Raw genomic sequence first — 25,854 nt, 5'->3', positions numbered from 1 at the left:
TCTAATTAAGAGATGTTTGGGATTGATGGACCAGAGTTTGTCGTAATCTTACTTGTTCTCATCATTGTCGTTGGACCGAAAGATTTACCTAAAATATTAAAGACAATAGCAAAGGTAAGAGCTTATATGTGTTCAACAGCAAATGAACTTCGTCATCAGTTTGATGATGCAATAAGACAAATCGAGCTCGATGATTTACAAAACACATTTTCGAATATTAGCGATTCAAGCAAGAAGTTGACAGAGACTTTTGATCCCATTCAAAATACATTAGAAGATATCCACGATAATTTGGATGTTAAGATAACACACCATAAATCAGAAAAAGGTAAAGAAATTTTGGAATGCGATCACAATGTAACCAATAAAGATACGACAGTATCTATTGCTTCTAAAGATAAAGAAGATATGTCATGAATGTTAAGAAAGATGAAGTTGATGCTCATATGGCACCACTTTTAGAGCATTTAATTGAACTTCGTCAGCGAATTATTGCTGCTTTGGTTGCATTTATGATCGCTTTTATGATGTGTTTTCTTGTTAAAGATTATATCTTAAATTTTTTACTATGGCCATATCAGTGGGCAATGAAAATAGCAGGGGGTAATCCTGAGGGTATTCGTTTGCAATCAACACAAGTATGGGAAACTTTTTTAACGAAGATGAAGCTTTCTGCTTTTGGGGGAATTATTTTATCTTTTCCCTATACGGCTTTTCAGTTTTATAGCTTTATTGCACCAGGGCTTTATAAAAATGAGCGTATGGCTTTTTTACCATTTCTCATTGGGGGGCCTATTTTATTTTGTCTTGGAGGAGCGTTTGTCTATGGTCTATTAGCGCCAATAATACTATGGTTTAGCCTTTCTCAACAATTTCTTCCAGATGTTCATTTAAAAATAGAGTTTATAGTGCGTATTTCTGAATATTTGGGCTTTATGACATCGTTTATCCTAATTTTTGGTTTGATTTTTCAATTACCTCTTATCATCAGTCTTTTAACAAAAGTTGGATTTTTAACGTCTCATGATTTGGTGTCTAAACGAAAATGGGCTATTTTGTTCTCTTTTATCATTGCGGGAATCATAACGCCGTCGGATTTTTTTACGATGTTTGCAGTGGCTTTACCAACGATAGCACTTTACGAGATTTCAATTTTAATTGCTTACAGTATAGAAAAGAGAAGAAAATCCGCTTAAGAAAAGTGTATAATCTTATACGATAAGAAATGAATAAAAACAATATAAATGAGGAATTTTTATGCTTGATATTAAGTGGATTCGTGACAATCCTGAGAAATTAGATAAAGCACTCGTAAGTAGAGGTCTTGAGCCACAAGCTGAAAGGTTAATACAACTTGATCTTGCACGTCGGTCGCATATTGCTAAGGTGCAATTGGCGCAGGAACGTCGCAATGCGGTTTCAAAGGAAATAGGACAGGCTTTAGCGGTATCTGATCAGCAAATGGCTGAAAGCTTTAGAGCTGAAGGTGAAGAGATTAAAGTCTTTCTTTCCTCTGCAACAGCGGAAGAAAAACAGCTGACGGAGAGTCTTGAGAAAATTCTTTCAGCACTTCCAAATATTCCATTAGATGATGTTCCAGAAGGTAAAGATGAAAGTGATAATGTCGTCATTCGACATTTTGGGACACCTCCAACATTTAATTTTACACCAAAGGAACATTTTGATCTTGGTCAAGATCTCAAGCAGATGAATTTTGAACGAGCTAGTCGTTTGTCTGGAACACGTTTTACAGTACTTTCAGGGGCGTTAGCACGGCTAGAACGAGCATTAGGCCAATTTATGCTTGATGTGCATGTCAATGAGCATGGTTATACAGAAGTCTCAATACCTCTTCTTGTTCGTGATGAGATTGTTTACGGAGCAGCACAATTGCCGAAATTTGCTGAAGACCTTTTTCGTACAACAGATGGTCGATGGCTTATTTCTACAGCAGAAGTGCCATTAACCAATTTGGTCAACAATGAAATTCTTGAAATATCAGATTTACCACTGCGATTTTCTTCTTTATCTCCCTGTTTTCGTTCAGAGGCGGGAGCAGCCGGTCGTGATACGCGCGGTATGTTGCGTCAGCATCAATTTTGGAAAGTTGAAATGGTCTCGATTACCAGTGAAGAGCAGTCTTTAATTGAATTAGAACGTATGACGGAATGTGCAGAAGATATATTAAAACGGCTTGGTTTGCCTTTTCGCACAGTGGTTCTTTCTACGGGTGATATGGGGTTTGCAGCACGTAAAACCTATGACATCGAGGTTTGGCTTCCTGGTCAAGAATGTTATCGTGAAATTTCTAGCTGTTCAGTTTGTGGAGATTTTCAAGGTCGTCGTATGAATGCGCGCTATCGTAAAGAAGGCGATAAAAAATTACATTTTGTTCATAGCCTTAATGGTTCTGGTACAGCTGTTGGACGTTGTCTTATTGCCGTGCTTGAAAATTATCAACAGGCTGATGGATCAATTATTGTTCCAGATGTTTTACAACCTTATATGGGAGGCATGCGTTGTATTACTGCTTAATTTTACGAAAGGAGAGACAATATGCGTTTATTGCCAAGAGGTGATGATATGAAAACGCAAGTTTTTGCCATTTTAAAAGAAGCAGTTTGTCAGTATGATAAAAGTGCGCCTCCATTGGAGATTGAATGATACTATGGGGCAAAAGGGTATTTTACAATTTCGTGAGGAGTTAGCCGCTCTTGTACTGAAAATGCGTAGCAAAGGCATTGATGACGTGCGATTTTTTTCGGCATTAGAGAAAATTCCACGTCAAAAGTTTGTTTCTGCTCCTTGGTTTAATAGTGCTTATGATAATAAAGTTATTCCCCTTGAGTGTGGTGAATATATGGAACGTTTGGAAGAACAACTCTTAATTCTTTCGGCATTATCGTTGAAAAAAAGGAATCGCGTCTTAGAAATTGGTACAGGATCTGGTTTCTGTACTGCTCTTATGGCATGTTTGAGTGACCGTGTGACAACGATTGATCGTTATAAAACGCTTGTTGATTTGGCGCGCCAAAAATTTCAAACTTTAGGAATTGAAAATATTGTTATACGGCAGATTGATGGAAGTCATAGTGTGACAGGCTTGGGATCATTTGATCGCATTCTTATTTGGCCATCACGTTTTGATGAACCCAAGGAATTTTTAGAACTTTTAGCTGAAAATGGAATTCTCATTCAGGCGATAGGACCTGACGAAGGGGTACAAACGGTGACGCGCTATACAAAAATTGGAAGTCGATTTGAGTGTTTAGAACTGTTTCAAGTGCGTTACCAACCTTTTATTAAAGGCATTGCGGAGATACTTTAATTTTTAAAAGCTAAGAAATTGCTGCAAATAGTCTGCGTTAAATTCATTTTGATCTTATATAAAGATATTTATGAATAAAACATCTCATTTTAACTGTTCGGTAATTTAAAAAAGCTTTAATGGAGTGAGTTGATTATTGATGAGTGAGCAAAACGATGTGTTTAAAAGCTTTGGATAATATTTTCCAGCATAATTTTCAGAGAATAACTTTTTTAGCGGTGGTAACTATTGTTGCTGGTTGTAGTTCTGGTACACAGCGTTTTTCCAATATTATCTCTCATCGTATGGTATCATCTCAATCAAATATATCGAGCACTATGTCTACAGATCCGCGAATGCTATCGTACGGTAGTGGTATGATACAAAGCACTGAATTGCCGCCTGTGGAATCAAGTGATGATTCGTGGAGAGATGACAATTCTCCCTATGATTTTCCACATCAAGGTAGGATAACTTCTTCTGATGGGCGTGTTATGGCCCCCCCTCCACGTAATCTTGGAACACTTTCCCGTTCACAAATGGATAAATCTCCTATTTTTCAGCGAAACTCTTATATTGTCCAGAGTGGAGATACACTACTCAGTATTGCACGACAAATAGGGGTCAGTGTTGAGGCATTAAAATTAGCAAATGGTATAAACAGCAATTCCATTTATATCGGTCAGGTACTTGTTGTCCCAAGCAGGCGTACATTAGCGGCTTCAAATGCATACAATAATAACGATTGGGCAGTGTCAACAACAGAATCTGCATTCCAATCTCAAGTGGTGTCTTCTATAAAAAACAAGAAGTCCTCTCCTACATACAAAGCTCCTGTAACAACGCTACCTTCTGCAAAGATGAACAAATCAAGTTCTGAGAAAAGTTTTTCTAAGCAGATGACGCAATTGAATCATGAGACTGGTTTATCAAGTACTGTTACGAATACAGATAATATGATGACTCCGCAAGCTACAGGAATTTCTAAGATGCGGTGGCCAGTACGAGGGCGTTTATTAAGCCAGTTCGGTCAAAAAAAGGGAACAGTAATGAATCGAGGAATAGATATTGCAGTGCCTGAAGGGTCTTCGGTAAAGGCGGCAGAAAATGGTGTTGTTATTTACGCGGGAGATGGATTAAAAGAGCTTGGTAATGTTGTGATGATTCGACATGAAAATAATATTATCACTATTTATGGATGTAACAGTAAGCTTGTTGTTAACAAAGGACAAAGGATAAGACGCGGTGATGAGATTGCTAAATCTGGTGTTTCAGGAAATGTTAAAACACCACGTGTCTATTTTGAGATGCGTAAGAATTCATTACCTGTTGATCCCCTTAAATATTTAGAAAACTAATTTATTGATGATTTTTAAATTTGAATAGTCTTACAGTTTATAGAAACGTCATGAAAAACAATTGATTTTCTTAAACCAATAACACTGAAGCAAAAAATCATTGGTATAAGGAGAGTAGTTCGTTGGAGTCGTTAGATATTACCATCTTTGTGTTTATGAAAGTGTAAGACAATAGCATCATTCTTATTTGTCAGCTTTCAGTGTTCCAACTGCTCTTGCATTTGAGAGAAGCATGAAAAAAGATATTTTACGCCTTTCTTAAAAAGTTTTTATCTACAGGCTTCTTTCATATATATGACATACAAGAAAATCATTTTGATTAATTCAGAGGGTTTGAAATGAGAGCGTTTTACTGTATTTATGTCTGTCATTCGATATCAAAAACGATAAATGATCTATATAAATTAAAGTTTTTTCATTAGAAAAATTATCTTGTATCATTTATTGAGTTAGTGAAAAGATTTATATTGTAGGACATATAATGGGGAAAATGAAACTATTTTTTAAGATTTTTCTCATTGTATTTTGGTATTCTGTCTCTTAAGAATTTTTTCTGAATCGGAATTTTATTTTAATAGAGTGGGAAATACCTGAGGTTTAACTATAGGAGATAAAAATGTTTATTACGAACGCTTATGCTCAAGTTGCAGGCGATGTTTCCGGTGGAATTTCATTTGTTAGCGCTGTCCCACTCATTTTAATTTTTGCAATTATGTATTTTTTTATCATTCGTCCACAGCGTGCCCAAATGAAAAAACGCCAAGAAATGCTTAATGCAGTACGTCGTGGTGATACAGTTATAACGGGTGGTGGTATTATCGGCAAGGTTACGAAGGTTCACGACGAGAGTGGTGAATTAGAGGTTGAAATTGGTGAGAGTATGAATATTCGTGTTATTCGCTCAACATTAGCTGATGTGCGCGTTAAAGGTGAGCCGATTGCAGAAAAAAAATCAAAGCTTAATGCTAAAGCAAAAACACCACAAAAGCCTAAATCTAAAATGACAACGAAAGAGGATATGAGTATCTCTAAAGAGAAAAAAACTATATCAAAGGAAAATGCATCTTAAGGTGTAATAGCAGTTTATTCCATTTTTTAGGCATTTTTATAAAAAGCTTGGCAAGATCAAGACAATTTCATTGGAAAAGTGGCTTTTATAGTGGCTACAGAAAATGGGTTTTTGTTTTCTTGAGATTATTAAAGTAGTTGCTTTATTTATAAAATGTTACACAATTTTTTCTGTTTTTTAAACAAGATCATTGCTTCTATAAAAAGAAATTTATGAGTAAATAAGCTGAGGAAACTTTTTAAAAGATAGATTTATTTAAACAGGTATAGCATTTGATCGCGGTTTATTGTCAAATTTTCATATATTTATTGTATGAGTAGATCAGGGTTTTAAATAAAAATTTACCTCAATATAAGCTATGGTTAATATATCAATGTTTGTATCAGCTTTCCTTTAATTTTTATGGTGAGAAGTAGAAAAGACAATTGGATTATTCAAAAATAAAGGGTGCTTGTTCATGTTCGATGCAATTCAAATTCGTGAAGCACATTTTCCAAGTCGCGCGCCTATTGATGCTTATGGAAATGGTGGATTTCGTTTTGCTGATATGTCTCATAGAGGTTCTATTATTTGTGTTCCATCAGGTATTTATGGCATTGACATGGTAGGTCCTATTCCCACTCAAGGGGATATATCTCGTATTTTAGAAGAAGCTTCTGAAATCGAAGTTTTATTAATAGGTACTGGAATTGAATTATTGCGATTACCTGAAGAGTTACGGGTGCTTTTATGGGAAAAACGTATTTCATCAGATACAATGAGTACGGGAGCAGCGGTGCGTACATTTAATGTTTTATTGGCTGAAGATCGCGCTGTTGCAGCGTTATTATTTGCTGTAGAATAGAGTATTGTTTAATAAAACAAATGCTCTCATCTAGTATAAAAGACTTGTGTGATTATTTTGCAGCGCCGTAAAATACTGTCGTTTAAGGTGGTAATATAAGGGGTATAGAATATACATAACTTAACACATTAAGTGTTTTTAAATACAGCAGCAAGTATTCAGGGGAGAGCTTTGCTCGTAGTTCCTAATGAATCACATGAGTGATCAACTCTTAGCACTTGAGACAGTTCATAAGAGGCAGTTTTAATTCTGTCTTATACAGTTTTTATCTACAAGCCAGCCCGGCTTGTGATGTGCAAGGGAATAGTTTTGATTGATTCAACATGGAATTGGTTTGAAATGAAAGCATTCTACGATATTTGGGATTCTAATTTAACATATAAAACAACAAATTATGATTATAAATCAATGTATTGATAGTAATAGAAACTCACCGAGAGCAATTGTATTTTTTACAAATTGGTGTTGGTAGGAATCTTTGACCTTTAGGATGGGGAGGAGGTCAATGATTTAATGAAGTTTTTGTGATCAGTGCATTTTTTATAAAATAACATTGTTATCTATTCAGTGAAAAAGTGTTTTGCGTTTTTTGTTGATCTAAGTTTTACTATGCATGTTACAATTAGTTTTCAGCTTTTTTTACTGCAAATGAAAACTTTAGTCCGATAAGATAAGTTTTATCAGAAAAATTATTTATTTAATTTTTTTCGTTCTAAAACGAAAAGTGACTAGAAAAGAAATTTTAATTCATAATACAGTTAAGAGACACATTTAAAAATCTTATTTTCTGAACTGTATTTGCTTATCCCTTATTTTTTAATATGAATAAAAAGAGGATAGTCATTTAATTGCTAAAAAAGGGACGTTGATAGGTTCATAGAATGATAGGCTCTCTTCCTTATTGTCTTGATATTTTACGTACCATGGATCGTGATCGCTATATATCGGTTTTATTTGCACCTAAAAAAAAGCGCCAAGCATTGGCTGCTCTTTATGTATTTAATGCTGAAGTTTCTCGTATTCGCGAAAGTGTACATGATCCACTCATAGGAGAAATACGGTTACGTTGGTGGTATGATTCTATTGCTCATGGTGAAATGCAAACGAGTGGCAATAATCCGATTTTGATTGATTTATTGAAAGCAATGACTCTTTTTAATTTACCTAAGACAGCTTTTTTACGTTATTGTAATGCACAAATTTCAGATCTTTATCACAATCCAATAGAAACACTTCATGATCTAAAGCATTATTGTGGTGAGACAGCAAGCATAATTTTACAACTTTCTTGTCAGATATTAGATCCTGATACTGCACAAGAGTTTACAGATATCTATGAACATGGAGGGATTTCTCAAGGATTAAGCGGTGTATTGCGTCTTTTATCATTCATGCAATCACGATATCAATATTATTTACCTACTGATATATTAAAGGCTGTAGGAGTGAATAGGGAAGATTTGGAATCTCATCGTCTCAGTGATCAACAAAAGGGTCGTATTGTTGAAGCTATGGTAGCATTATCGCGCGATCATTATACCCAATTTTACGAGTATTCTTGTGCTTTACCGAGAATTCTTAAGCCAGCTTTTCTTCCATTGGTCATTGTACCGGCTTCTCTTCAAAAAGCTATACAGCTGGGGGCTGCAATTTTTCAAGAGAGCGCAACTTTGCCATTGATATATCGCTATTGGTTGATAACAAGGGCAGCAATAAGCGGCAACTTTCCAAAGATATTGTAAAAGAATATTAGCACGTTGGAATGGGTAACATATAGACTGATTTTCTCATATGAAGATAAAAAGAGCTATTGTGATTCCAAACCATTTTTTTGTTATAAAAAATGTTGATGTTTTGGTTGTTATGAACGCAAAAGAATAAGAAATTTTATGATCTTAAAAATACGGTATATTTCTTCATCAGTAATACCTTTTATTTAGTGTATCGGTTGGGTGAGATGCAGAGAAAGAAAAACATGAGATAAAGTTCAATACATTGGTTTGTTTGATGAAGAACTTTTAAGTACTCTGAATGTATTGATTGTATCTCATTTGCAAATGAAATAAAATTTCTATTTTATGAGAGAAGTTATCTTGCCAGTCTATAAGTCTATAAAAACTCTTATTTTTGAGAAATGATAACATCATAATTGATGACTGTTATGATTTATGAATATATTGATTTATAATGATAATTCGTTTTTTCTCATATTGAATAAGAGTCTTGAATAGAAAAAGATTTCTTCATTTTTATAATGAATTTTAAAAATAGTTTTTTTGTATATCATAAGCTGGGTGTGTAAATGAAATCATTTAAGGAAGAAGCAATACGCTCCTTATGAATGAATATTAAGAGTAGCAATACGATGACCTATAAATGAATGACGATAGTGATGACCTTTATAGCTTAATGGATGACAATCTTTACAACCTTTGGATGGATAATATTTGTTAATGCGTTGCAAAAACGACTCTACATTCCATTGGCTATTTTCTCGCAAATCTATACATGCACTGATTTGCAAGAGAATTAATCATTATACAAATGCTGATCCTAAGATATCCAAACAAGAGATCTATCTCACCACTTCAACTATATACGAAGAGCTGATGGAAACTTTATCAAATAAGTTCTTTAAATTATGCATAATATTTTTATTGGAGAGCGTTAAAGATCTGATTATAATTTGTGCTATTAATTTCCAAAGGATGTTCTTTATTGGCAACTTGTAGCATTTCTAGCCTGAGATCTTCTCTTATCATCATATCTATATTGGCGCGGACCTCAGTTGGAAGAGTATGAGGGGTGATATCTTTAGGCATGGTTACAGTCTTTATTTGATAAATGATACGGTTTGTTGCAACCGGACCTTTTATGACGCCATAATGACCTTTGGGAGCTGCAAATAATGCTTTAATTCCTTCAACGCCAAGGGTTTCAGATGAGTCTTGACGCCGGAGGGCTGGTGTTGTTTGTTTTATAACACCAAGGGTACGAGCAAGAGCAACGAGACTTTTTCCTTCCGTGAGCTGTTTGAGAGCATTTTGGGCTTTATCATCAAGAAGACGTTGGATTTTCTCACTTTTCCATTGAGAAAGAACATCTAGCTTAGCCTCTTCAAATGTCTTATCGCGGGCAGGAATAATTTTATTGACCTTATACCAGAGATATCCACCATTTTGAAAAGAGAGAGGATCAAGATTGACTCCTTCGTTTGATTGATAGATGGCATTCAGTAAAATATCTTTTTGAGGTAAATCCGTGAGTATTGCACCTTCAAGCGTTTTTCCCGTTTTATCGATGGTAATTGTGCGCAAAGATAACTTATATTGGTCAGCCAGCTCTTTGAGAGAAGCACCCTCAAAAAGAGCATTTTCAATGGCTACATAATTGTTACGGATATCATCAGTAGCACGATTTTTGGCAAGTGTTTGGCGAATATTTTCTTCTACACTTTCAAGAGGAAGAGAGCTTGAGGGTTCAATATGCGTGACGCGAATGATAACAGGTCCCTGTAAGTCATTTATCACAGTGCTGACTTGGCCTTGTTGAAGTTCAAAAATTTCAGATTTTAGATGATTAGGAAGTTCATTTTCTGTGAGAGGTCCTTTTTTTATGTCGCTAAGAGTCTTTTTTTCAGCTTTTACCAGTTCATCAAAACTCAATCCATCAGCTATTTTTTTTGCTGCATTATCGGCTTCCTCACGTGAGGGGAATCGCAGTTCTTCGAATGTACGCTTTTCAGGCGTTACAAAACGTGAAGCATTTTGTGTATAATAGGCTTTCACCTCATCTGTGGAGATATCTTTAGGTTTTACGAAATCATTAAGCTCCATAGATAATAAAGAGACAGTACGGTATTCTGGAGCACGAAATTGACTTTGATGTGTTTCAAACCATTTTTGTAGTGTTTCGTGATCAGGATCAGCAATTGTTTCCTTTTCTTTTAGATCAATAACGAGATAATCAGCAATACGCATTTCTCCTTGATAAAGAGCAAGTGCTTTATAAAAGAGATTTGGTGCTTTCATATCAGAAAGCAAAGCTGAAATAAGTTGGTTACGTTTTTCTTGTTTGGTGTAATAATTAAGAAAAGCACTTTCACTAATACGTAAATGCTGAAGATAGTTATAAAACAAATTTTTATCAAAAGTGCCATTTACCTGGAACATCTTATCAGAACCAATTGTATGAGCTATTGTATCTTTTGAAAGACTTATTTTCATTTTACGTGCTTGTTCATCAAGCAGTACATTTTGTTGTAATTGTTTAAACACAAAAGCAGGAATTTGGTATTGTTGCATTTCATTTGCTGTAAACATTCGTCCAAGATGAGCAGCATATGCTAAACGTGCGCTTTGATCGGAAAGTGCAAGACGATAATCATCGACAGTTACTGTGGACTTTCCAGAAGTAATAAGATCTCTTTCACTTTTTTTGTGTAACTGCGGTATTCCCCATAGAAGAATGAAGCATAAGAGTAAAATAGCAAGGAAAATTCTAGAAATCCAAGAATTCGTAGCATTTCTTATGATGTCAAGCATTGTTCAAGTCCATTTTTGTGTGAGTTATTATCAAAGCTATAATGGAATTTGCAATAAAGAGATGAAAGATGCAAGCTTTAAAGACTTGCTTTCATGTTATAATTTGGTACCTACAGATAAACAATGTATTGTAAGAGTTCTTGAGGTGAAAATATGTCTCCAAATATTCGGCCTTTTCTTGCTGGAAATTGGAAAATGAATGGAACGAGTGAATCGCTTGGAGAGTTGTGTGCTATTGCTACAGGCGTTAGCTCTGATCTCAGTCATCTTTTTGAGGCGCTTATTTGTGTCCCAGCAACGCTTTTATCTCGTGCTTCTGATATGCTGGATGGTGAAAATCTCCTTTTGGGAGGACAAAATTGTCATTTTGATGATTATGGCCCCTATACTGGAGATATTTCAGCTTTTATGCTTAAAGAAGCAGGAGCAAGTCATGTCATTATTGGGCATTCAGAACGTCGTACAGTGTATCAGGAAAATGATGCGATTGTCTGTGCCAAAGTGCAAGCTGCGTGGCGAGCAGGTCTTGTGGCTCTTGTGTGTATTGGTGAAGCATTGGAGGAGCGTAATAATAATAAAGTACTGGATATTCTTACGCAGCAGCTTGAAGAATCTTTACCAGATGATGCAACAGCAGAGAATACCATTATCGCTTATGAACCTGTTTGGGCGATAGGCACCGGCAATACAGCGACTCCAGAAGATATTGCAAAAATACATCATTTCATTCGTGATAAGGTGCGTTCTCGTTTTGGTGATGAAGGCAATAAGATACGTTTGCTTTATGGTGGATCTGTAAAGCCATCCAATGCATTTGAGCTTTTAAGCATTCCTCATGTTAATGGCGCTTTGATAGGTGGAGCAAGCTTAAAAGCGGTTGATTTTTTAACTATTGGCGATGTTTGTCGTAAACTATAGCAGAGAAATTTGAGTTTCCCCTTGGATTGTGTGTTATTTATGTGTAAATAGCTATGAAAGAGTTATTTGAAGAGCAGGGTTTATGCAAACAGTACTTATAGTTATTCATTTGTTGATTGTGATTACTTTGGTTGGTGTTATATTAATCCAACCTTCAGAAGGTGGTGGGCTGGGTGTGAGTAATAGCTCAGGGTTGATGAAAACTCGTGGATCTCGGAACCCTTTAACACGTTTGACTGCTATTTTAGCTTGTTGTTTTTTTGTTGTGTCTATTGGACTTACTGTGGTGGGTAATATATCAAGTTCTAGTTCTGATATTTTAAAGCGTATACCGGTTAATTCAGAGCAGAATTCTAACAATAAAGGCTCAGGATCAGTCCCATCATCAGATGGTGAGTCTTCCCCTTCTATTCTTGAACAGCTAGGAGGCACTTCGAATTTTCCGCAAGAACAGAAACAGTCGACAAATCCTGAAGCAGAAAGTCCAGTTCCACCAGTTCTTGAAAATACAGTTCCGGATAACAGTGCAAAATAGTTTTTTTAGAAAATATAGACTTTTTTAAAAGGTGATTTTTTCACCTTTTTTATTTTAGAAGAAAAATTGTTTCTTTTTGCATTTTTTGCTGGAAAAATCATTATAAATTGCGTATCACCATAAGCCCATGGCACGTTATGTTTTTATTACTGGTGGTGTGGTTTCTTCCCTTGGAAAAGGCATCGCAGCGGCGGCGTTAGCAGCGTTATTACAGGCTCGTGGCTATCGTGTACGTCTTCGCAAACTTGATCCTTATTTAAATGTTGATCCAGGTACGATGTCACCTTATCAACATGGTGAAGTATTTGTGACCGATGATGGTGCAGAAACGGATCTTGATCTTGGTCATTATGAGCGTTTTACTGGGCGTTCTGCAAATAGCCAAGATAATATTACAACAGGGCGTATTTATCGCAATATCATTGAACGAGAGCGGCGTGGTGATTATTTGGGTGCAACAGTCCAAGTTATTCCTCATGTTACGGATGAAATTAAGAGATTCATTACGATGGGAAATGAAGAATTTGATTTTGTTTTGTGTGAAATAGGTGGAACGGTTGGTGATATTGAAGCAATGCCTTTTCTAGAAGCGATTCGTCAGCTTCGCAATGAGCTACCAAGACAACATGTCGTTTATGTCCATCTCACATTAATGCCTTATATTCCTTCGGCAGGTGAATTAAAAACGAAACCAACACAACATTCTGTCAAAGAATTGCAAGCAATTGGTATTTCTCCTGATATTTTGCTTGTGCGTGCAGATCGATCTATTCCAGAAACAGAACGGTGCAAATTATCACTTTTTTGCAATGTTCGCTCCAATGCAGTCATTCAAGCATTAGATATGCCAACAATTTATGATGTTCCTATGGCATATCATAAGGAGGGTTTGGACTCTGAAGTTCTTTGCGCTTTTGGAATCGATTCGGCACCTTCCCCTCAGATGGATCGTTGGGAAGATATTACGCATCGGATTCACCATCCTGAAGGAGAAGTTACGATTGCTGTTGTAGGAAAGTATACGGGTTTAAAGGATGCTTATAAATCTCTTATTGAAGCGATTGCGCATGGTGGTTTAGCGAATAAAGTGAAAGTTAATATTGAGTGGATTGATTCGGAACTTTTTGAAAAAGAAGATTCTGTTTCAGCTTTACAAAAATCCCATGGAATTTTGGTTCCAGGTGCTTTTGGGGCACGAGGGGCAGAAGGAAAGATTCGAGCAATTCAATTTGCACGAGAGCGTAAAGTTCCATTTTTAGGGATTTGTTTTGGGATGCAATTAGCTTGTATAGAAGCTGCGCGCAATATTGCACAGATTAAGAATGCTTCATCAAGTGAGTTTTGCGAAACAGAAAATCCAGTTGTAGGTTTAATGACAGAATGGCTTAAAGGAGATGTTCTTGAAAAACGTACAAGAAATGGTGATTTTGGCGGATCAATGCGTCTTGGTGCTTTTGCTGCTGAATTAAAAGAAGAGAGTCATATTGCTCAAATTTATGGGATGACGAAGATTGTCGAGCGACATCGTCATCGTTATGAGGTCAATATTGATTATAAGGATAAGTTAGAACAGTGTGGTTTAATTTTTTCTGGGATGTCTCCTGATGGTATTTTACCAGAAACTATAGAATATGCAGATCATCCATGGTTTATTGGTGTTCAATATCATCCAGAATTAAAATCCCGTCCTTTTGATCCACATCCGCTTTTTTCTTCTTTTATTGAAGCCGCTGTAGAACAAAGTCGATTAGTTTAATGCAATAAATAGGGTTACTTTGCTTTTGAGAGATAAAATGACTAAACCAAATGCTTGTGTGAAAGTTGGAAATATTACTTTTTCAAATGAAATGCCTCTTTCATTAATTGCAGGGCCGTGTCAGATGGAAAGTCGCGATCATGCTTTTGAAATGGCGGGTCGTATTAAAACAATTACCGATCAGCTTGGTATCGGGTTTGTTTATAAATCAAGTTACGATAAAGCTAACCGAACTTCTTTGGGAGCAGTACGTGGTATTGGTCTTGAAAAAGCAATGGCTGTTTTTTCTGATTTAAAAAAGGAGTTTAATTGTCCCATATTAACTGATGTGCATACAGAAGAGCAATGTAAAATTGTTTCTTCTACGGTTGATATTTTACAAATACCGGCTTTTTTATGTCGTCAAACAGATCTTTTGGTAGCAGCCGCCAAAACAGAGTGTGTTATTAATATTAAAAAAGGTCAGTTTTTAGCGCCGTGGGACATGGAGAATGTTTTAAAAAAGGTTGTTTACAGTGGTAATCCGAATGTTATGCTTTGTGAGCGAGGCACGTCATTTGGTTACAACCGACTTATTTCTGATATGCGTTCGTTGCCTATTTTACGTTCATTTGGTGCTCCTGTTATTTTTGATGCAACGCATTCTGTTCAAGAACCTGGGGGGCAGGGTGCTTCATCTGGTGGACAGCGTCAATTTGTTGAAGTTTTAGCACGTGCGGCTGTTTCTGTTGGGGTAGCAGCTGTTTTTTTAGAAACGCATCAAGATCCAGATAATGCGCCTTCTGATGGACCCAATATGGTAAAAATTGATGATTTACAAAGATTGCTTGAGACTTTAATGGAATTTGATTATCTGTCAAAGAAGTTGAATTGAGAAGAGAAAAAATATTTCATTAATAGGGCATTAGAAATGAATCGAGACCTTTATTGGATAAGGAAACACATATGACTATAATTGTCGATATCATTGGACGTGAAGTTCTTGATAGCCGTGGTAATCCAACGGTAGAAGTTGATGTTCATTTGGAGAATGGAGCTTTTGGTCGTGCTCTGGTTCCCTCGGGAGCTTCAACAGGAGCACATGAGGCTATAGAGCTTCGTGATGGTGGTTTGCGCTATCAAGGGAAAGGTGTTGAAAAAGCGATTGCTGCAGTTAATGGCGAAATTCTTGAAGAACTTGGTGGGCGGGATGCAACAAATCAAATTGCTATTGATCAAGCAATGATTGCTTTAGATGGAACGCCAAACAAAGCCCGTCTTGGTGCCAATGCACTTCTTGGTGTTTCATTAGCTGTGGCAAAAGCCGCTGCGGATTCATTAAATTTACCTTTGTATCGTTATATTGGTGGTACACAAGCGCATATTCTTCCAACCCCCATGATGAATATTATTAATGGTGGCGTTCATGCTGATAATTTGATTGATTTTCAAGAGTTTATGATTATTCCTATAGGAGCACCTACTGTAAGAGAAGCCATTCGTTATGGCGCTGAAATTTTCCATGTGTTGAAAAAGCGTTTAAAAGATGTGGGTTATAATACCAATGTTGGTGATGAAGGTGGTTTTGCACCTCAATTTAAAAGTGCTAATCAAGCAATTGATTTTATTATGGAATCTATCATAACATGCGGCTATAAACCAGGTGAACAAATTGCTATTGGTTTAGACTGTGCTTCAACCGAATTTTATAAAAATAGTTCGTATTTTTATAAAGGTGAGGGGAAATGCCGTGACACCCAAGAGCAGGTAGATTATTTAGCGCAACTTGTGAAAAATTATCCTATTGTTACAATTGAAGATGGAATGGCAGAGGATGATTGGGAAGGTTGGAAGTTACTCACTGACACAATTGGAGAAAAATGTCAGCTTGTTGGCGATGATTTGTTTGTAACAAATTCAGCACGTTTGCGTGATGGTATCAAAATGGGGGTAGGCAATTCTATTCTCATAAAAGTTAATCAAATTGGTACATTGAGTGAAACACTTGATGCTGTAGAAGTAGCACATAAAGCAGGTTATCGTGCCATTATATCTCATCGTTCAGGCGAAACAGAGGATTCTTTCATTGCAGATCTTGCTGTTGCAACGAATTGTGGACAAATTAAAACAGGTTCTCTTGCACGTTCGGATAGATTAGCAAAATACAATCAACTTATTCGTATTGAAGAAATGCTAGGAGCCCAAGCGCGTTATGCTGGTGATTTATATCGTGTATAGTTGTGATCACAAAATATGAAAGTATAAGATCATTTGGATTATGAAATTGAGATTTCTTATCAAAGGCATATACGCAATAATTTTTAAGTGTTTAAATTTATAGGGATTAAGATGAGAGGTATAATTATTAGTCAAGATCAGGGAACTTATCTCGTTTCGGGTGATGATGGTAAACGTTATCAGTTTGCGACTTGGGATTGGATGGGAAAGAATCCGCCAAGGATCGGTTATACTGTTGATTTTGTCTGTGAGGGGGGGGGTGTCAGTTCTGTTTTTCCATTGTTGAGACCAGGTACAGAGAACTCAAAGATAATGTTCGCACTCCTTTGTTGGTGTTCGGGTATCTTTGGTGTTCATCGCTTTATGGTTGGTAAAGTTCGGACTGGTGCTTTAATGCTGGTTCTATCTTTATCATTGTTTGGATTGATAATTACCGGTATTTGGGCAATTGTTGATTTTATAGTCATTCTTGGTGGAAGATTTACGGATAAAGATGGGAATCAGATTACAGATTTGTAAAAAATTTATAATAAAGAGAAAGTAATTTAGTTCGATTTTTATTTTTATCAATGTATTAAGTTCATAATGCCGAACTATTGTACTATATGTCTTTAATGTGATATATTAAGAAAAATATGCACAGTTAAATAAAAATATTGAAAAAGACAATGCTATTTTATACGGGTAAAAAAACGACGTAAATCTACCAAGATGTATTTTGTATTGCTGCTTATAGCAGCAGAAAACATTAGATCATTGGGCGGGCAAAACTATTTTAATTTCACGTTTATCACGGCTGCTACAAATTTTATTTACGCCGTGAGTTAATCAACATATTATAAAAAGAAATAATCTCTTTATGAATAACACATGAGGAGCAGTTTTATAGGTGGTTGAGGATGAAAGGTAAGACTATTGGTCAGGATCAAGGAGATTATTTCGTTTCAGGGGCTGATGGTAAGCGTTATCAATTTGCAAGTTGGGATTGGTTAGGAAAAACAACACCAAAGGTAGGGGATACCGTTGATTTTGTATATGAAGATAATGTTGTTAAATCTGTTCTCCCTCTTTTGAGTGAATCGCAGTCAGAAAAATCAAGATTGGCGATAGCACTTGTTTGTTGGTTTTTTGGATTGTTGGGAATTCATTGCTATTATGGCAGGTAAAACCGGAACGGGCATTGTAATGCTTCTTATAAGTGTACTAAGTATAATAACTCTACCATTTACTCTGGGGTTAGGGATTATAGTGATTTTTTTTATAATTACACCTTGGTCATTTATTGATTTTATAGTTATTTTATCTGGGTATTTTAGGGATGAAAATGGGGATAAAATTACAAATTGGTAGAAATTTTAGAATAATATAAAATGGAAAGAGCTAGGAATTTTCTTTACTTTTAATGTTGTCAATATATTAATTTAATAATGTAAATTATTTTAATATATGTCTTTAGATGTGAAATATTAAAGAAAATTATGAATATTTAAATAAAACTATTGAAAAAGACTGTACTATTTCATATGAAAAAAGCAAGAGTGCAAATCGAACAGTGTGCTTTGTATTACCACCTATAATTGCGGGAATTTTAAGTTGTTGGGGGATTTTTAGCTTTTTAAATTGTCATATATCACGGTGAATACAGATTGTATTCATGCAGTGAGGTTTATTCAACATATTATCATATTAGAAGAAAAACTTCTTTATGAATAATAATTTTATAGGTGGTGAAGATGAAAGGTAAGCTTATTGGTCAGGATCAAGGAGATTATTTCATTTCAGGGGCTGATGGTAAGCGTTATCAATTTGCAAGTTGGGATTGGTTAGGAAAAACGCCGCCGAAGGTTGGTGACGTCGTTGATTTTGTGTGTGAAGGGGATACCATTAAATCTATTTTCCCTATATTAACTGAAGTTCAGTCACAGCAATCAAAAGTGACGTTAGCGGTCGTTTGTTTTTTTCTAGGTGGACTAGGAATTCATCGTTTTATGGTTGGTAAAGTTGGAATTGGCATTGCAATACTTCTTATAAATATACTAAGTATAATCAGTTTACCATTTACTTTTGGGTTAGGGATTATAGGGATCATTTTTATAATTACACCTTGGGTATTGATTGATTTTATAGTCATTTTAACAGGAAATTTTAAGGACAAAGATGGGTGTAAAATCACAAGTTAGTGGGATGTCCAATATTTGTCATATAAAAAGTGAGGCATTCAGCTTACTTTGATCGTATTAAGGGGGGGATAAATTGAAGTACAAATTATTTTGGTGTAGATTTGGTAATGAGGTATTAATCAAAATCATGCATAGTTGAGCAAAATATTAAGAAATTTGAGCTGTAAAGACTGTGCTATTTTATGTGGACAAAGCAGAAACGTCGATCAATCAAAGTACGCTTTGTACTACCTCTTATGACGGTGGGAGTCTTAAGCTATTTCAGTTATCACATTTATCATGGTGAGTATGGGTTGTATTCACGCAGTGAAGTTAATCAGCATATTAGCGAATTAGAAAAGGAGCTTCATAAAATAGAAGCTAAGCGGATATTTATGGAAAAGCGTATTTCTCTTTTACGCAATGGGCATATAGAAAAAGATATGTTGGATGAGTATGTCCGAAAAAACTTAAACTTTTCTAAGCCAAATGAACTGACAATCTTAATACTTCGAAATGATACCAAAGGTAAATGAAAAATCGCTTAATTTAAACGACAATCAGCAATGATATTGTTTAAGCCGATTGATAAGGCTTGTAACTTTTGTTCGTAAAGGTTATTCCTAAATAATCATAAAAGGGAGTTTAATATGGCAGAACGACTTAAAAAAAATTCTGCGTCGGCGGCGCGCACTGCATTATCAAGCACCACAAAGAAAGCACCAATAGCAGATTTTACAAAAGAAGAAGAAATTGATGCTTATCGTGAAATGCTTTTAATTCGCCGTTTTGAAGAAAAAGCAGGACAACTTTATGGTATGGGGCTTATTGGGGGATTTTGTCACCTTTATATTGGTCAGGAAGCTGTTGTTATAGGAACATTGAAAGCGGCAAAAGAAGGTGATCAGGTTATTACGTCTTACCGTGATCATGGTCATATGTTAGCCGTTGGGATGAGTCCGCGTGGTGTCATGGCAGAATTAACGGGACGTCAAGGTGGCTTTTCCAAAGGGAAAGGTGGCTCGATGCATATGTTCTCTAAAGAAAAGAACTTTTATGGAGGACATGGTATTGTTGGTGCGCAGGTTCCCATTGGTTCAGGTTTGGCATTTTCGAATCAGTATCTTGGTAAAGATAATGTGACATTGGTTTATTTTGGTGATGGCGCTGCGAATCAGGGACAGGTTTACGAGAGTTTTAATATGGCGTCACTTTGGAAGCTTCCCGTTGTTTATATTATTGAAAACAATCAGTATGCTATGGGAACGTCAGTTTCACGTGCATCTGCAGAAACTGATTTTTCCCGACGTGGTCTTTCTTTTGAAATTCCAGGTATTGTTGTTGACGGTATGGATGTTCGATCAGTAAAAGGAGCTGCTGATGAAGCAATTTCTTGGGCACGATCAGGTAAAGGACCGATCATTCTTGATATGCAGACCTATCGCTATCGTGGTCATTCCATGTCTGATCCAGCAAAATATCGTTCAAAGGAAGAAGTCCAAAAAATAAAAGAGGAGCACGATCCGATTGATCAAGTAAAAAGTCGGATTCTTAAAAAAAATTGGGCGAGCGAAGACGATTTAAAATCTATTGAGAAAGAGGTCCGTGCAATTGTTGCTGATGCGGTAGATTTTGCACAAAGTGATCAAGAGCCAGATGCTTCTGAGCTCTATACTGATATTTTAGTTTGATGCGAGGGAAGCAAGTATGTCTATTGATATTTTGATGCCGGCGCTTTCACCAACTATGGAAGAAGGTAAACTATCTAAATGGCTCAAGAAAGAAGGTGATAAGGTTAGCTCTGGCGATGTTATTGCTGAAATTGAAACGGATAAGGCTACAATGGAAGTAGAGGCCGTTGATGAAGGTACTCTTGGTAAAATTTTTGTGCCTGAAGGTTCTGAAGGCGTAAAGGTTAACACTGTTATTGCGATTTTGTTAGAAGAAGGCGAGCGTGCTGAGGATATTTCGCAACCTACTGATACAGCACAAAAAACTAAGGAATCTGCTCTTCCTCTGGCATCGTCAGTTCCGCAGGTTGCTCCTACTTTTGATACATCTCTTAATTTTGATATTCCAGCGGGAACACAAATGGTTACAATGACAGTTCGTGAAGCGCTTAATCAGGCTTTGGCTGAAGAAATGCGGCGTGATGAAAAAGTTTTTCTCATGGGGGAAGAGGTCGCGCAATATCAAGGTGCCTATAAGGTTAGTCAAGGTTTGTTGGAAGAATTCGGGGAACATCGAGTTATTGATACCCCAATTACAGAGCACGGCTTTGCTGGGTTGGCTGTTGGGGCTGCTTTTGGAGGGTTACGTCCCATTGTCGAGTTTATGACCTTTAATTTTGCGATGCAGGCGATGGATCAAATTATTAACTCTGCAGCAAAAACACGTTATATGTCTGGTGGACAAATGACCGCTCCTATGGTTTTCCGAGGTCCCAATGGTGCGGCTGCCCGTGTTGGTGCTCAACATTCTCAATGCTATGCTGCATGGTATAGTCATGTGCCAGGTCTGAAAGTTGTCATGCCTTATAGTGCTGCAGATGCAAAAGGTTTACTGAAAGCTGCTATTCGTGATGATAATCCTATTATTTTTCTTGAAAATGAGATTTTGTATGGGCATCAATTTGATGTTCCTCAACTGGATGATTTTGTTTTGCCTATTGGGAAGGCGCGTATTCATAAGTCTGGACAAGATGTGACGATTGTCGCGTGTGGAATTGGAATGCATTATGCTGTTCAAGCGTTGTCGGAAATTGAACAACTTGGTATTGATGTTGAATTGATTGATTTACGAACCATTCGCCCGATGGATCTTCCAACAATTCTTTCTTCAGTTAAAAAAACAGGTCGTTTGGTAACAATTGAAGAGGGATTTCCTCAGTCATCCGTGGGAACTGAAATAGCAACGCGTGTTATGCAGCAGGCTTTTGACTATCTTGATGCGCCAATTGCTACGATTTCTGGTAAAGATGTTCCGATGCCGTATGCCGCTAATCTTGAGAAGTTGGCTTTGCCTAATACTGCTGAAATTATTGAGGCCGTTAAGGCTGTGACATACAGAGCATAACGGAGGAAAGCATAATGCCCATTAAAATTACAATGCCAGCGCTTTCCCCTACGATGGAAGAGGGAAATTTAACAAAATGGAATATTAAGGAGGGAGATAAGGTTTCCTCTGGTGATGTTATTGCTGAAATTGAGACGGATAAAGCGACAATGGAAGTCGAAGCCGTTGATGAAGGTAGGGTTGCCAAAATTGTTGTTCCTGCCGGAACACAAGGCGTTAAAGTAAATGCTTTAATTGTTGTTTTAGCAGAAGAAGGTGAAGATTTAACTGAAGCTGCAAAAATTGCGGAAGAAATCTCTTCTTCTACAAGACAAGAACAAGAGGGCATCAAACAGACAGATTCTCTGAAACAGACGGACTCAAAGGGTACAAAAATGTCTCATGAATCATCAGCTCAGCAATTAATACAGCAAGATAAAAAGGAAGCGCGTCTTTTTGCCTCTCCCTTAGCGCGGCGATTAGCATCTCAGGAAGGTCTTGATTTATCCCTTATTTCTGGAAGTGGTCCGCATGGGCGTATTATCAAGCGCGATGTAGAAAAAGTTGTGAGCAGTGATATTTCTAAAGTGTCTTATTCATCACAGATAGGGGAGCTAGTAGCTACAGGTGCTTCTGACAAACAGATATTGAAACTCTTTAAAGAGGATGAATATATCTTCGCACCCCATAATAATATGCGTAAAACAATCGCGACACGTTTGATGGAATCAAAACAGAGAGTTCCACATTTCTATGTAACGGTAGATTGTGAACTTGATGCGCTATTAGCACTGCGTACACAACTGAATGCTGCTGCACCAATGGTTAAGAGGAACGAAGAAAATCAGCCTACTTATAAGCTTTCTGTTAATGATATGGTGATCAAAGCTGTCGCACTTTCGTTGAAAGCGGTTCCTGATGCGAATGTCTCTTGGCTTGAAGGCGGAATGCTTCATCATAAACATTGTGATGTTGGGGTTGCTGTTTCTATTCCCAATGGATTAATTACACCGATTATTCGCCATGCAGAGGAAAAGCCGTTATCACTTATTTCCAAAGAGATGAAGGATTTTGCAAAGCGTGCGCGTGAGGGCAAGTTAAAAATGGAAGAATATCAGGGTGGAACAACAGCTGTATCAAATATGGGGATGTATGATATAAAAAGTTTTTCTGCTATCCTTAATCCACCGCATGCAACGATTTTTGCGATTGGTGCAGGGGACCAACGCGCCGTTGTTAAAAATAATGCATTAGTCGTTGCGACAGTTATGTCAGTTACACTTTCTGTGGATCATCGTGCTGTCGATGGTGCTTTAGCAGCAGAGCTCGCGCGGACTTTTAAGAAGATGATTGAAAACCCATTAGCTATGTTGGTTTGAACTGTTTAACAGTTCTTCAGGTAAATTGTGAGAAAGTGTGTTAAGAGAATAAAAACAAATTTAAAGAGTTTGAAGAGCAATGCTATTGCTATTTCTGGTTTGGGTAAAGCATTTACTTGAAGCTTAAAGCAAAAGACATAGGATAATGCTGTCATGTTGTTTTTCAGTCTTAAGTTCAAAAAATGCATATCCGTTTTATATATATATCCATGGAGGAATTACTGTGGCAAATCTTTATGATGTAATTGTGATTGGATCAGGTCCAGGGGGATATGTAACCGCAATTCGTGCGGCACAATGTGGCTTTAAGACTGCGATTGTTGAACGTGAACATTTAGGTGGGATTTGCTTAAATTGGGGATGTATTCCAACAAAGGCTCTTCTACGTTCAGCGGAAATGAAACATTTTGCTGAACATGCGAAAGATTATGGTTTAAAGCTTAACGGTTCAATTGAAGCAAATATCAAAGATGTTGTGGCACGTTCGCGTGGAGTTTCAGCACGTTTAAATGCTGGTGTTGGTTTTTTGATGAAAAAAAACAAAATTGATATTATTTGGGGTGAAGCTAAGCTTACCAAGAAGGCGGAAGAGAGTGAGCTTGCGGAAATTATGGTTTCTTCATCTGCCAAACCGATTATGCAACCGCAAAATCCGGTCCCTAAAGGAACATTAGGAGAGGGGAACTATCAAGCAAAGCATGTCATTATTGCAACGGGTGCACGCCCTCGTTATCTTCCTGGTATTGAGCCAGATGGAAAGCTTATTTGGACTTATTTTGAAGCTATGATTCCTCACACAATACCGAAATCGCTTTTGGTAATAGGATCAGGGGCAATAGGTATTGAATTTGCCTCTTTTTATCATGATATGGGGGCGACGGTAACTGTTGTTGAAATGATGCCTCATATTATGCCAACTGAAGATGTTGAAGTTTCAACATTTGCTCGTAAGCAGTTAGAGAAAAGAGGTATACGAATCCTTACGCAAGCAAAATTAACAAAGGTTGAAAAAGCCTCTGATTCTCTCACCGCACATATTGATGTAAAGGGTAAGACAGAAAAAATCACAGCTAATAGGCTCATTTCAGCTGTTGGGGTTCAGGGTAATATTGAAAATCTTGGATTGGAAGCATTAGGTATAAAAACCGATCGCGGATGCATTGTAACCGATGAATGGAGTTGGACGGGAGTGGAAGGCATTTATGCTATTGGTGATGTAGCTGGTCCTCCTATGTTGGCACATAAAGCAGAAGAAGAAGGTGTAATATGTATTGAGCATCTTGCAGGTTTGAAGAGTGCTCATCCGCTTGATAAAAGAAAAATACCAGGGTGTACATATTGTACACCACAGGTTGCTTCTGTAGGGCTTTCAGAAGCTACAGCAAAAGAAGCAGGTTATGATATACGGATTGGTCGTTATTCTTTTGCTGCGAATGGCAAGGCGATTGCTTTGGGTGAAGATCAGGGGTTAGTAAAAACGATTTTTGATAAAAAAACAGGACAGCTTCTTGGGGCCCATATGGTAGGGGCTGAGGTAACAGAATTGATACAAGGTTTTGTTATTGCCATGAATCTTGAAACAACAGAAGAAGAATTAATGCATACTGTCTTTCCACATCCGACCTTATCGGAAATGATAAAAGAAAGTGTATTGGATGCTTATGGTCAAGTTTTAAACGCTTGATGACTAGATTGTATGGAAGATTTTATATTTTTGATTGTTACTTCGTATTTATAAGGCAAAGGCTTAAATGGTTACGGTTGTTGATAGAGTTACAAATAGACGTTTGCGTCATCCTGAAAAGGCACATCGTCCTGATACAAGCGTTCAAAAAAAGCCAGATTGGATTCGTGTAAAAGCGCCAACATCACCAATTTATAAGGAAACACATGGTATTGTACGTACGCATAAGTTAGTGACTGTATGTGAAGAAGCTGGTTGCCCTAATATTGGCGAATGTTGGAGCCAGCGGCATGCTAGCTTTATGATTTTAGGTGAAATATGTACGCGTGCTTGTGCTTTTTGTAACGTTGCAACAGGTATTCCACTTGCCGTTGATGATAATGAGCCAGAACGTGTAGCGGATGCTGTTGCGCGGATGGAATTAAAACATGTTGTGATTACATCTGTTGATCGCGATGATCTTGCAGATGGTGGTGCACAGCATTTTGCAAAAGTTATTTATGCTATTCGTCGAAAAGCTCCCAAGACAACAATTGAAGTTCTTACGCCTGATTTTCGCCATAAGGATGGCGCGTTAGAAATCGTTGTTGCTGCTAAGCCTGATGTTTTTAACCATAATTTGGAAACAGTTCCCTCTAAATATTTAAAGGTCCGTCCAGGAGCGCGCTATTTTCATTCAATTCGGTTGTTACAACGCGTTAAAGAACTTGACCCAACAATCTTTACAAAATCAGGTATTATGGTTGGGCTTGGGGAGGAGCGAAATGAAATTCTTCAATTGATGGATGATTTACGTTCTGCTGATGTTGACTTTATGACAATAGGGCAATATTTGCAGCCTACACGAAAGCATCATCCGGTTATTCGTTTTGTGCCTCCTGAAGAATTTGAGTCTTTTGCAAAGATTGGTAAAGTAAAAGGATTTTTACATATGTCCTCTAATCCTCTGACGCGTTCATCTCATCATGCTGGAGATGATTTTGTCATTTTGCAAAAAGCGCGTGATGAAAAATTTTCCTTACAGAGATAA

General features: G+C 36.9%; 23 protein-coding genes and 1 pseudogene. 22 read left to right on the top strand and 2 right to left on the bottom strand.

Annotated features, from left to right (window positions below; genetic code table 11):
* The first annotated feature begins 12 nt into the window (after window positions 1-12).
* The 8 genes from ACFIJ0_RS05975 to ACFIJ0_RS05940 all read left to right on the top strand — a co-directional run bounded on the left by ACFIJ0_RS05975 (window position 13) and on the right by ACFIJ0_RS05940 (window position 8,320).
* Window positions 13-417 carry a twin-arginine translocase subunit TatB gene (locus ACFIJ0_RS05975; protein ID WP_375623106.1) on the top strand — a complete coding sequence of 135 codons (405 nt, stop codon included), beginning with the start codon at window positions 13-15 and terminating at the stop codon, window positions 415-417.
* Window positions 414-1,196 (top strand): twin-arginine translocase subunit TatC, encoded by a 783-nt coding sequence (tatC, locus tag ACFIJ0_RS05970; protein ID WP_375623108.1) that lies wholly within the window; start codon window positions 414-416, stop codon window positions 1,194-1,196. The genes ACFIJ0_RS05975 and tatC overlap by 4 nt, the downstream gene beginning before the upstream one ends.
* 61 nt (window positions 1,197-1,257) lie before the next feature.
* On the top strand, window positions 1,258-2,535 hold the full coding sequence (gene serS / locus ACFIJ0_RS05965) for a serine--tRNA ligase (protein WP_375623110.1): 1,278 nt from the start codon (window positions 1,258-1,260) through the stop codon (window positions 2,533-2,535).
* 133 nt (window positions 2,536-2,668) lie between these two features.
* Complete coding sequence (locus ACFIJ0_RS05960; RefSeq protein WP_375623166.1) at window positions 2,669-3,328, top strand: protein-L-isoaspartate(D-aspartate) O-methyltransferase; 660 nt, start codon at window positions 2,669-2,671, stop codon at window positions 3,326-3,328.
* Between the two features lie 155 nt (window positions 3,329-3,483).
* On the top strand, window positions 3,484-4,665 hold the full coding sequence (locus ACFIJ0_RS05955; RefSeq protein ID WP_375623111.1) for a peptidoglycan DD-metalloendopeptidase family protein: 1,182 nt from the start codon (window positions 3,484-3,486) through the stop codon (window positions 4,663-4,665).
* A gap of 616 nt (window positions 4,666-5,281) precedes the next feature.
* Complete coding sequence (gene yajC / locus ACFIJ0_RS05950; protein WP_375623113.1) at window positions 5,282-5,734, top strand: preprotein translocase subunit YajC; 453 nt, start codon at window positions 5,282-5,284, stop codon at window positions 5,732-5,734.
* 457 nt (window positions 5,735-6,191) lie between these two features.
* Window positions 6,192-6,578: an Mth938-like domain-containing protein gene (locus tag ACFIJ0_RS05945; protein ID WP_375623114.1), complete on the top strand. Its 387-nt coding sequence runs from the start codon at window positions 6,192-6,194 to the stop codon at window positions 6,576-6,578.
* A gap of 881 nt (window positions 6,579-7,459) precedes the next feature.
* Window positions 7,460-8,320 (top strand): phytoene/squalene synthase family protein, encoded by an 861-nt coding sequence (locus ACFIJ0_RS05940; RefSeq protein WP_375623116.1) that lies wholly within the window; start codon window positions 7,460-7,462, stop codon window positions 8,318-8,320.
* Between the two features lie 593 nt (window positions 8,321-8,913).
* Here ACFIJ0_RS05940 and ACFIJ0_RS05935 read toward each other — a convergent pair.
* Complete coding sequence (locus ACFIJ0_RS05935; protein ID WP_375623118.1) at window positions 8,914-9,102, bottom strand: hypothetical protein; 189 nt, start codon at window positions 9,100-9,102, stop codon at window positions 8,914-8,916.
* Window positions 9,103-9,232: 130 nt separating this feature from the next.
* The gene (locus ACFIJ0_RS05930) at window positions 9,233-11,122 is read right to left on the bottom strand and encodes a peptidyl-prolyl cis-trans isomerase (RefSeq protein ID WP_375623120.1); all 1,890 of its coding nucleotides are present in this window, start codon (window positions 11,120-11,122) and stop codon (window positions 9,233-9,235) included.
* Between the two features lie 153 nt (window positions 11,123-11,275).
* On the opposite strand from ACFIJ0_RS05930, the gene tpiA reads away from it, so the two are divergent.
* The 14 genes and pseudogenes from tpiA to lipA all read left to right on the top strand — a co-directional run bounded on the left by tpiA (window position 11,276) and on the right by lipA (window position 25,854).
* A complete protein-coding gene (tpiA, locus tag ACFIJ0_RS05925; protein ID WP_375623122.1) occupies window positions 11,276-12,040 on the top strand; it encodes a triose-phosphate isomerase in 765 nt (254 codons plus the stop codon).
* Between the two features lie 82 nt (window positions 12,041-12,122).
* Complete coding sequence (gene secG / locus ACFIJ0_RS05920; RefSeq protein WP_375623124.1) at window positions 12,123-12,575, top strand: preprotein translocase subunit SecG; 453 nt, start codon at window positions 12,123-12,125, stop codon at window positions 12,573-12,575.
* 127 nt (window positions 12,576-12,702) lie between these two features.
* Window positions 12,703-14,331: a CTP synthase gene (locus ACFIJ0_RS05915; protein WP_375623126.1), complete on the top strand. Its 1,629-nt coding sequence runs from the start codon at window positions 12,703-12,705 to the stop codon at window positions 14,329-14,331.
* A 37-nt stretch (window positions 14,332-14,368) separates the two neighbouring features.
* Window positions 14,369-15,205, top strand: a complete 837-nt coding sequence (kdsA, locus tag ACFIJ0_RS05910) for a 3-deoxy-8-phosphooctulonate synthase (RefSeq protein WP_375623128.1) — start codon at window positions 14,369-14,371, stop codon at window positions 15,203-15,205.
* 71 nt (window positions 15,206-15,276) lie between these two features.
* Window positions 15,277-16,548, top strand: coding sequence for a phosphopyruvate hydratase (gene eno, locus ACFIJ0_RS05905; protein ID WP_375623130.1), 1,272 nt, complete (start codon window positions 15,277-15,279; stop codon window positions 16,546-16,548).
* A gap of 111 nt (window positions 16,549-16,659) precedes the next feature.
* On the top strand, window positions 16,660-17,067 hold the full coding sequence (locus tag ACFIJ0_RS05900; protein WP_375623132.1) for a TM2 domain-containing protein: 408 nt from the start codon (window positions 16,660-16,662) through the stop codon (window positions 17,065-17,067).
* Window positions 17,068-17,447: 380 nt separating this feature from the next.
* Window positions 17,448-17,898, top strand: a pseudogene (locus ACFIJ0_RS05895) (TM2 domain-containing protein).
* A gap of 383 nt (window positions 17,899-18,281) precedes the next feature.
* Complete coding sequence (locus tag ACFIJ0_RS05890) at window positions 18,282-18,728, top strand: hypothetical protein (RefSeq protein WP_375623133.1); 447 nt, start codon at window positions 18,282-18,284, stop codon at window positions 18,726-18,728.
* A gap of 182 nt (window positions 18,729-18,910) precedes the next feature.
* The gene (locus ACFIJ0_RS05885; RefSeq protein ID WP_375623135.1) at window positions 18,911-19,243 is read left to right on the top strand and encodes a septum formation initiator family protein; all 333 of its coding nucleotides are present in this window, start codon (window positions 18,911-18,913) and stop codon (window positions 19,241-19,243) included.
* Between the two features lie 114 nt (window positions 19,244-19,357).
* Complete coding sequence (pdhA, locus tag ACFIJ0_RS05880; protein ID WP_273791144.1) at window positions 19,358-20,398, top strand: pyruvate dehydrogenase (acetyl-transferring) E1 component subunit alpha; 1,041 nt, start codon at window positions 19,358-19,360, stop codon at window positions 20,396-20,398.
* Window positions 20,399-20,414: 16 nt separating this feature from the next.
* The gene (locus ACFIJ0_RS05875; protein ID WP_375623137.1) at window positions 20,415-21,782 is read left to right on the top strand and encodes a pyruvate dehydrogenase complex E1 component subunit beta; all 1,368 of its coding nucleotides are present in this window, start codon (window positions 20,415-20,417) and stop codon (window positions 21,780-21,782) included.
* A 14-nt stretch (window positions 21,783-21,796) separates the two neighbouring features.
* A complete protein-coding gene (locus ACFIJ0_RS05870; RefSeq protein ID WP_375623139.1) occupies window positions 21,797-23,140 on the top strand; it encodes a pyruvate dehydrogenase complex dihydrolipoamide acetyltransferase in 1,344 nt (447 codons plus the stop codon).
* A gap of 223 nt (window positions 23,141-23,363) precedes the next feature.
* A complete protein-coding gene (gene lpdA, locus ACFIJ0_RS05865) occupies window positions 23,364-24,824 on the top strand; it encodes a dihydrolipoyl dehydrogenase (RefSeq protein ID WP_375644145.1) in 1,461 nt (486 codons plus the stop codon).
* Window positions 24,825-24,891: 67 nt separating this feature from the next.
* Window positions 24,892-25,854 carry a lipoyl synthase gene (gene lipA / locus ACFIJ0_RS05860; RefSeq protein WP_375623142.1) on the top strand — a complete coding sequence of 321 codons (963 nt, stop codon included), beginning with the start codon at window positions 24,892-24,894 and terminating at the stop codon, window positions 25,852-25,854.

It is taken from the genome of Bartonella sp. OC68QHHN, from assembly GCF_042193875.1.
GTDB classification, from domain to species: domain Bacteria; phylum Pseudomonadota; class Alphaproteobacteria; order Rhizobiales; family Rhizobiaceae; genus Bartonella; species Bartonella grahamii_A.
Note: the sequence above shows the minus strand (reverse complement) of the source record. Positions and strands in the feature narration are given on the sequence as shown.

Bases quoted from the DNA above. Each gene is read 5' to 3' on its own strand.
- ACFIJ0_RS05975 (WP_375623106.1), top strand. From the start codon at position 13: ATGTTTGGGATTGATGGACCAGAGTTTGTCGTAATCTTACTTGTTCTC.
- secG (WP_375623124.1), top strand. From the start codon at position 12,123: ATGCAAACAGTACTTATAGTTATTCATTTGTTGATTGTGATTACTTTG.
- yajC (WP_375623113.1), top strand. From the start codon at position 5,282: ATGTTTATTACGAACGCTTATGCTCAAGTTGCAGGCGATGTTTCCGGT.
- serS (WP_375623110.1), top strand. From the start codon at position 1,258: ATGCTTGATATTAAGTGGATTCGTGACAATCCTGAGAAATTAGATAAA.
- ACFIJ0_RS05890 (WP_375623133.1), top strand. From the start codon at position 18,282: ATGAAAGGTAAGCTTATTGGTCAGGATCAAGGAGATTATTTCATTTCA.
- pdhA (WP_273791144.1), top strand. From the start codon at position 19,358: ATGGCAGAACGACTTAAAAAAAATTCTGCGTCGGCGGCGCGCACTGCA.
- tpiA (WP_375623122.1), top strand. From the start codon at position 11,276: ATGTCTCCAAATATTCGGCCTTTTCTTGCTGGAAATTGGAAAATGAAT.
- kdsA (WP_375623128.1), top strand. From the start codon at position 14,369: ATGACTAAACCAAATGCTTGTGTGAAAGTTGGAAATATTACTTTTTCA.
- ACFIJ0_RS05885 (WP_375623135.1), top strand. From the start codon at position 18,911: ATGTGGACAAAGCAGAAACGTCGATCAATCAAAGTACGCTTTGTACTA.
- ACFIJ0_RS05960 (WP_375623166.1), top strand. From the start codon at position 2,669: ATGGGGCAAAAGGGTATTTTACAATTTCGTGAGGAGTTAGCCGCTCTT.
- ACFIJ0_RS05870 (WP_375623139.1), top strand. From the start codon at position 21,797: ATGCCCATTAAAATTACAATGCCAGCGCTTTCCCCTACGATGGAAGAG.
- ACFIJ0_RS05945 (WP_375623114.1), top strand. From the start codon at position 6,192: ATGTTCGATGCAATTCAAATTCGTGAAGCACATTTTCCAAGTCGCGCG.
- ACFIJ0_RS05875 (WP_375623137.1), top strand. From the start codon at position 20,415: ATGTCTATTGATATTTTGATGCCGGCGCTTTCACCAACTATGGAAGAA.
- tatC (WP_375623108.1), top strand. From the start codon at position 414: ATGAATGTTAAGAAAGATGAAGTTGATGCTCATATGGCACCACTTTTA.
- ACFIJ0_RS05940 (WP_375623116.1), top strand. From the start codon at position 7,460: ATGATAGGCTCTCTTCCTTATTGTCTTGATATTTTACGTACCATGGAT.
- eno (WP_375623130.1), top strand. From the start codon at position 15,277: ATGACTATAATTGTCGATATCATTGGACGTGAAGTTCTTGATAGCCGT.
- lipA (WP_375623142.1), top strand. From the start codon at position 24,892: ATGGTTACGGTTGTTGATAGAGTTACAAATAGACGTTTGCGTCATCCT.
- ACFIJ0_RS05915 (WP_375623126.1), top strand. From the start codon at position 12,703: ATGGCACGTTATGTTTTTATTACTGGTGGTGTGGTTTCTTCCCTTGGA.
- ACFIJ0_RS05955 (WP_375623111.1), top strand. From the start codon at position 3,484: ATGTGTTTAAAAGCTTTGGATAATATTTTCCAGCATAATTTTCAGAGA.
- ACFIJ0_RS05930 (WP_375623120.1), bottom strand. From the start codon at position 11,122: ATGCTTGACATCATAAGAAATGCTACGAATTCTTGGATTTCTAGAATT.
- ACFIJ0_RS05900 (WP_375623132.1), top strand. From the start codon at position 16,660: ATGAGAGGTATAATTATTAGTCAAGATCAGGGAACTTATCTCGTTTCG.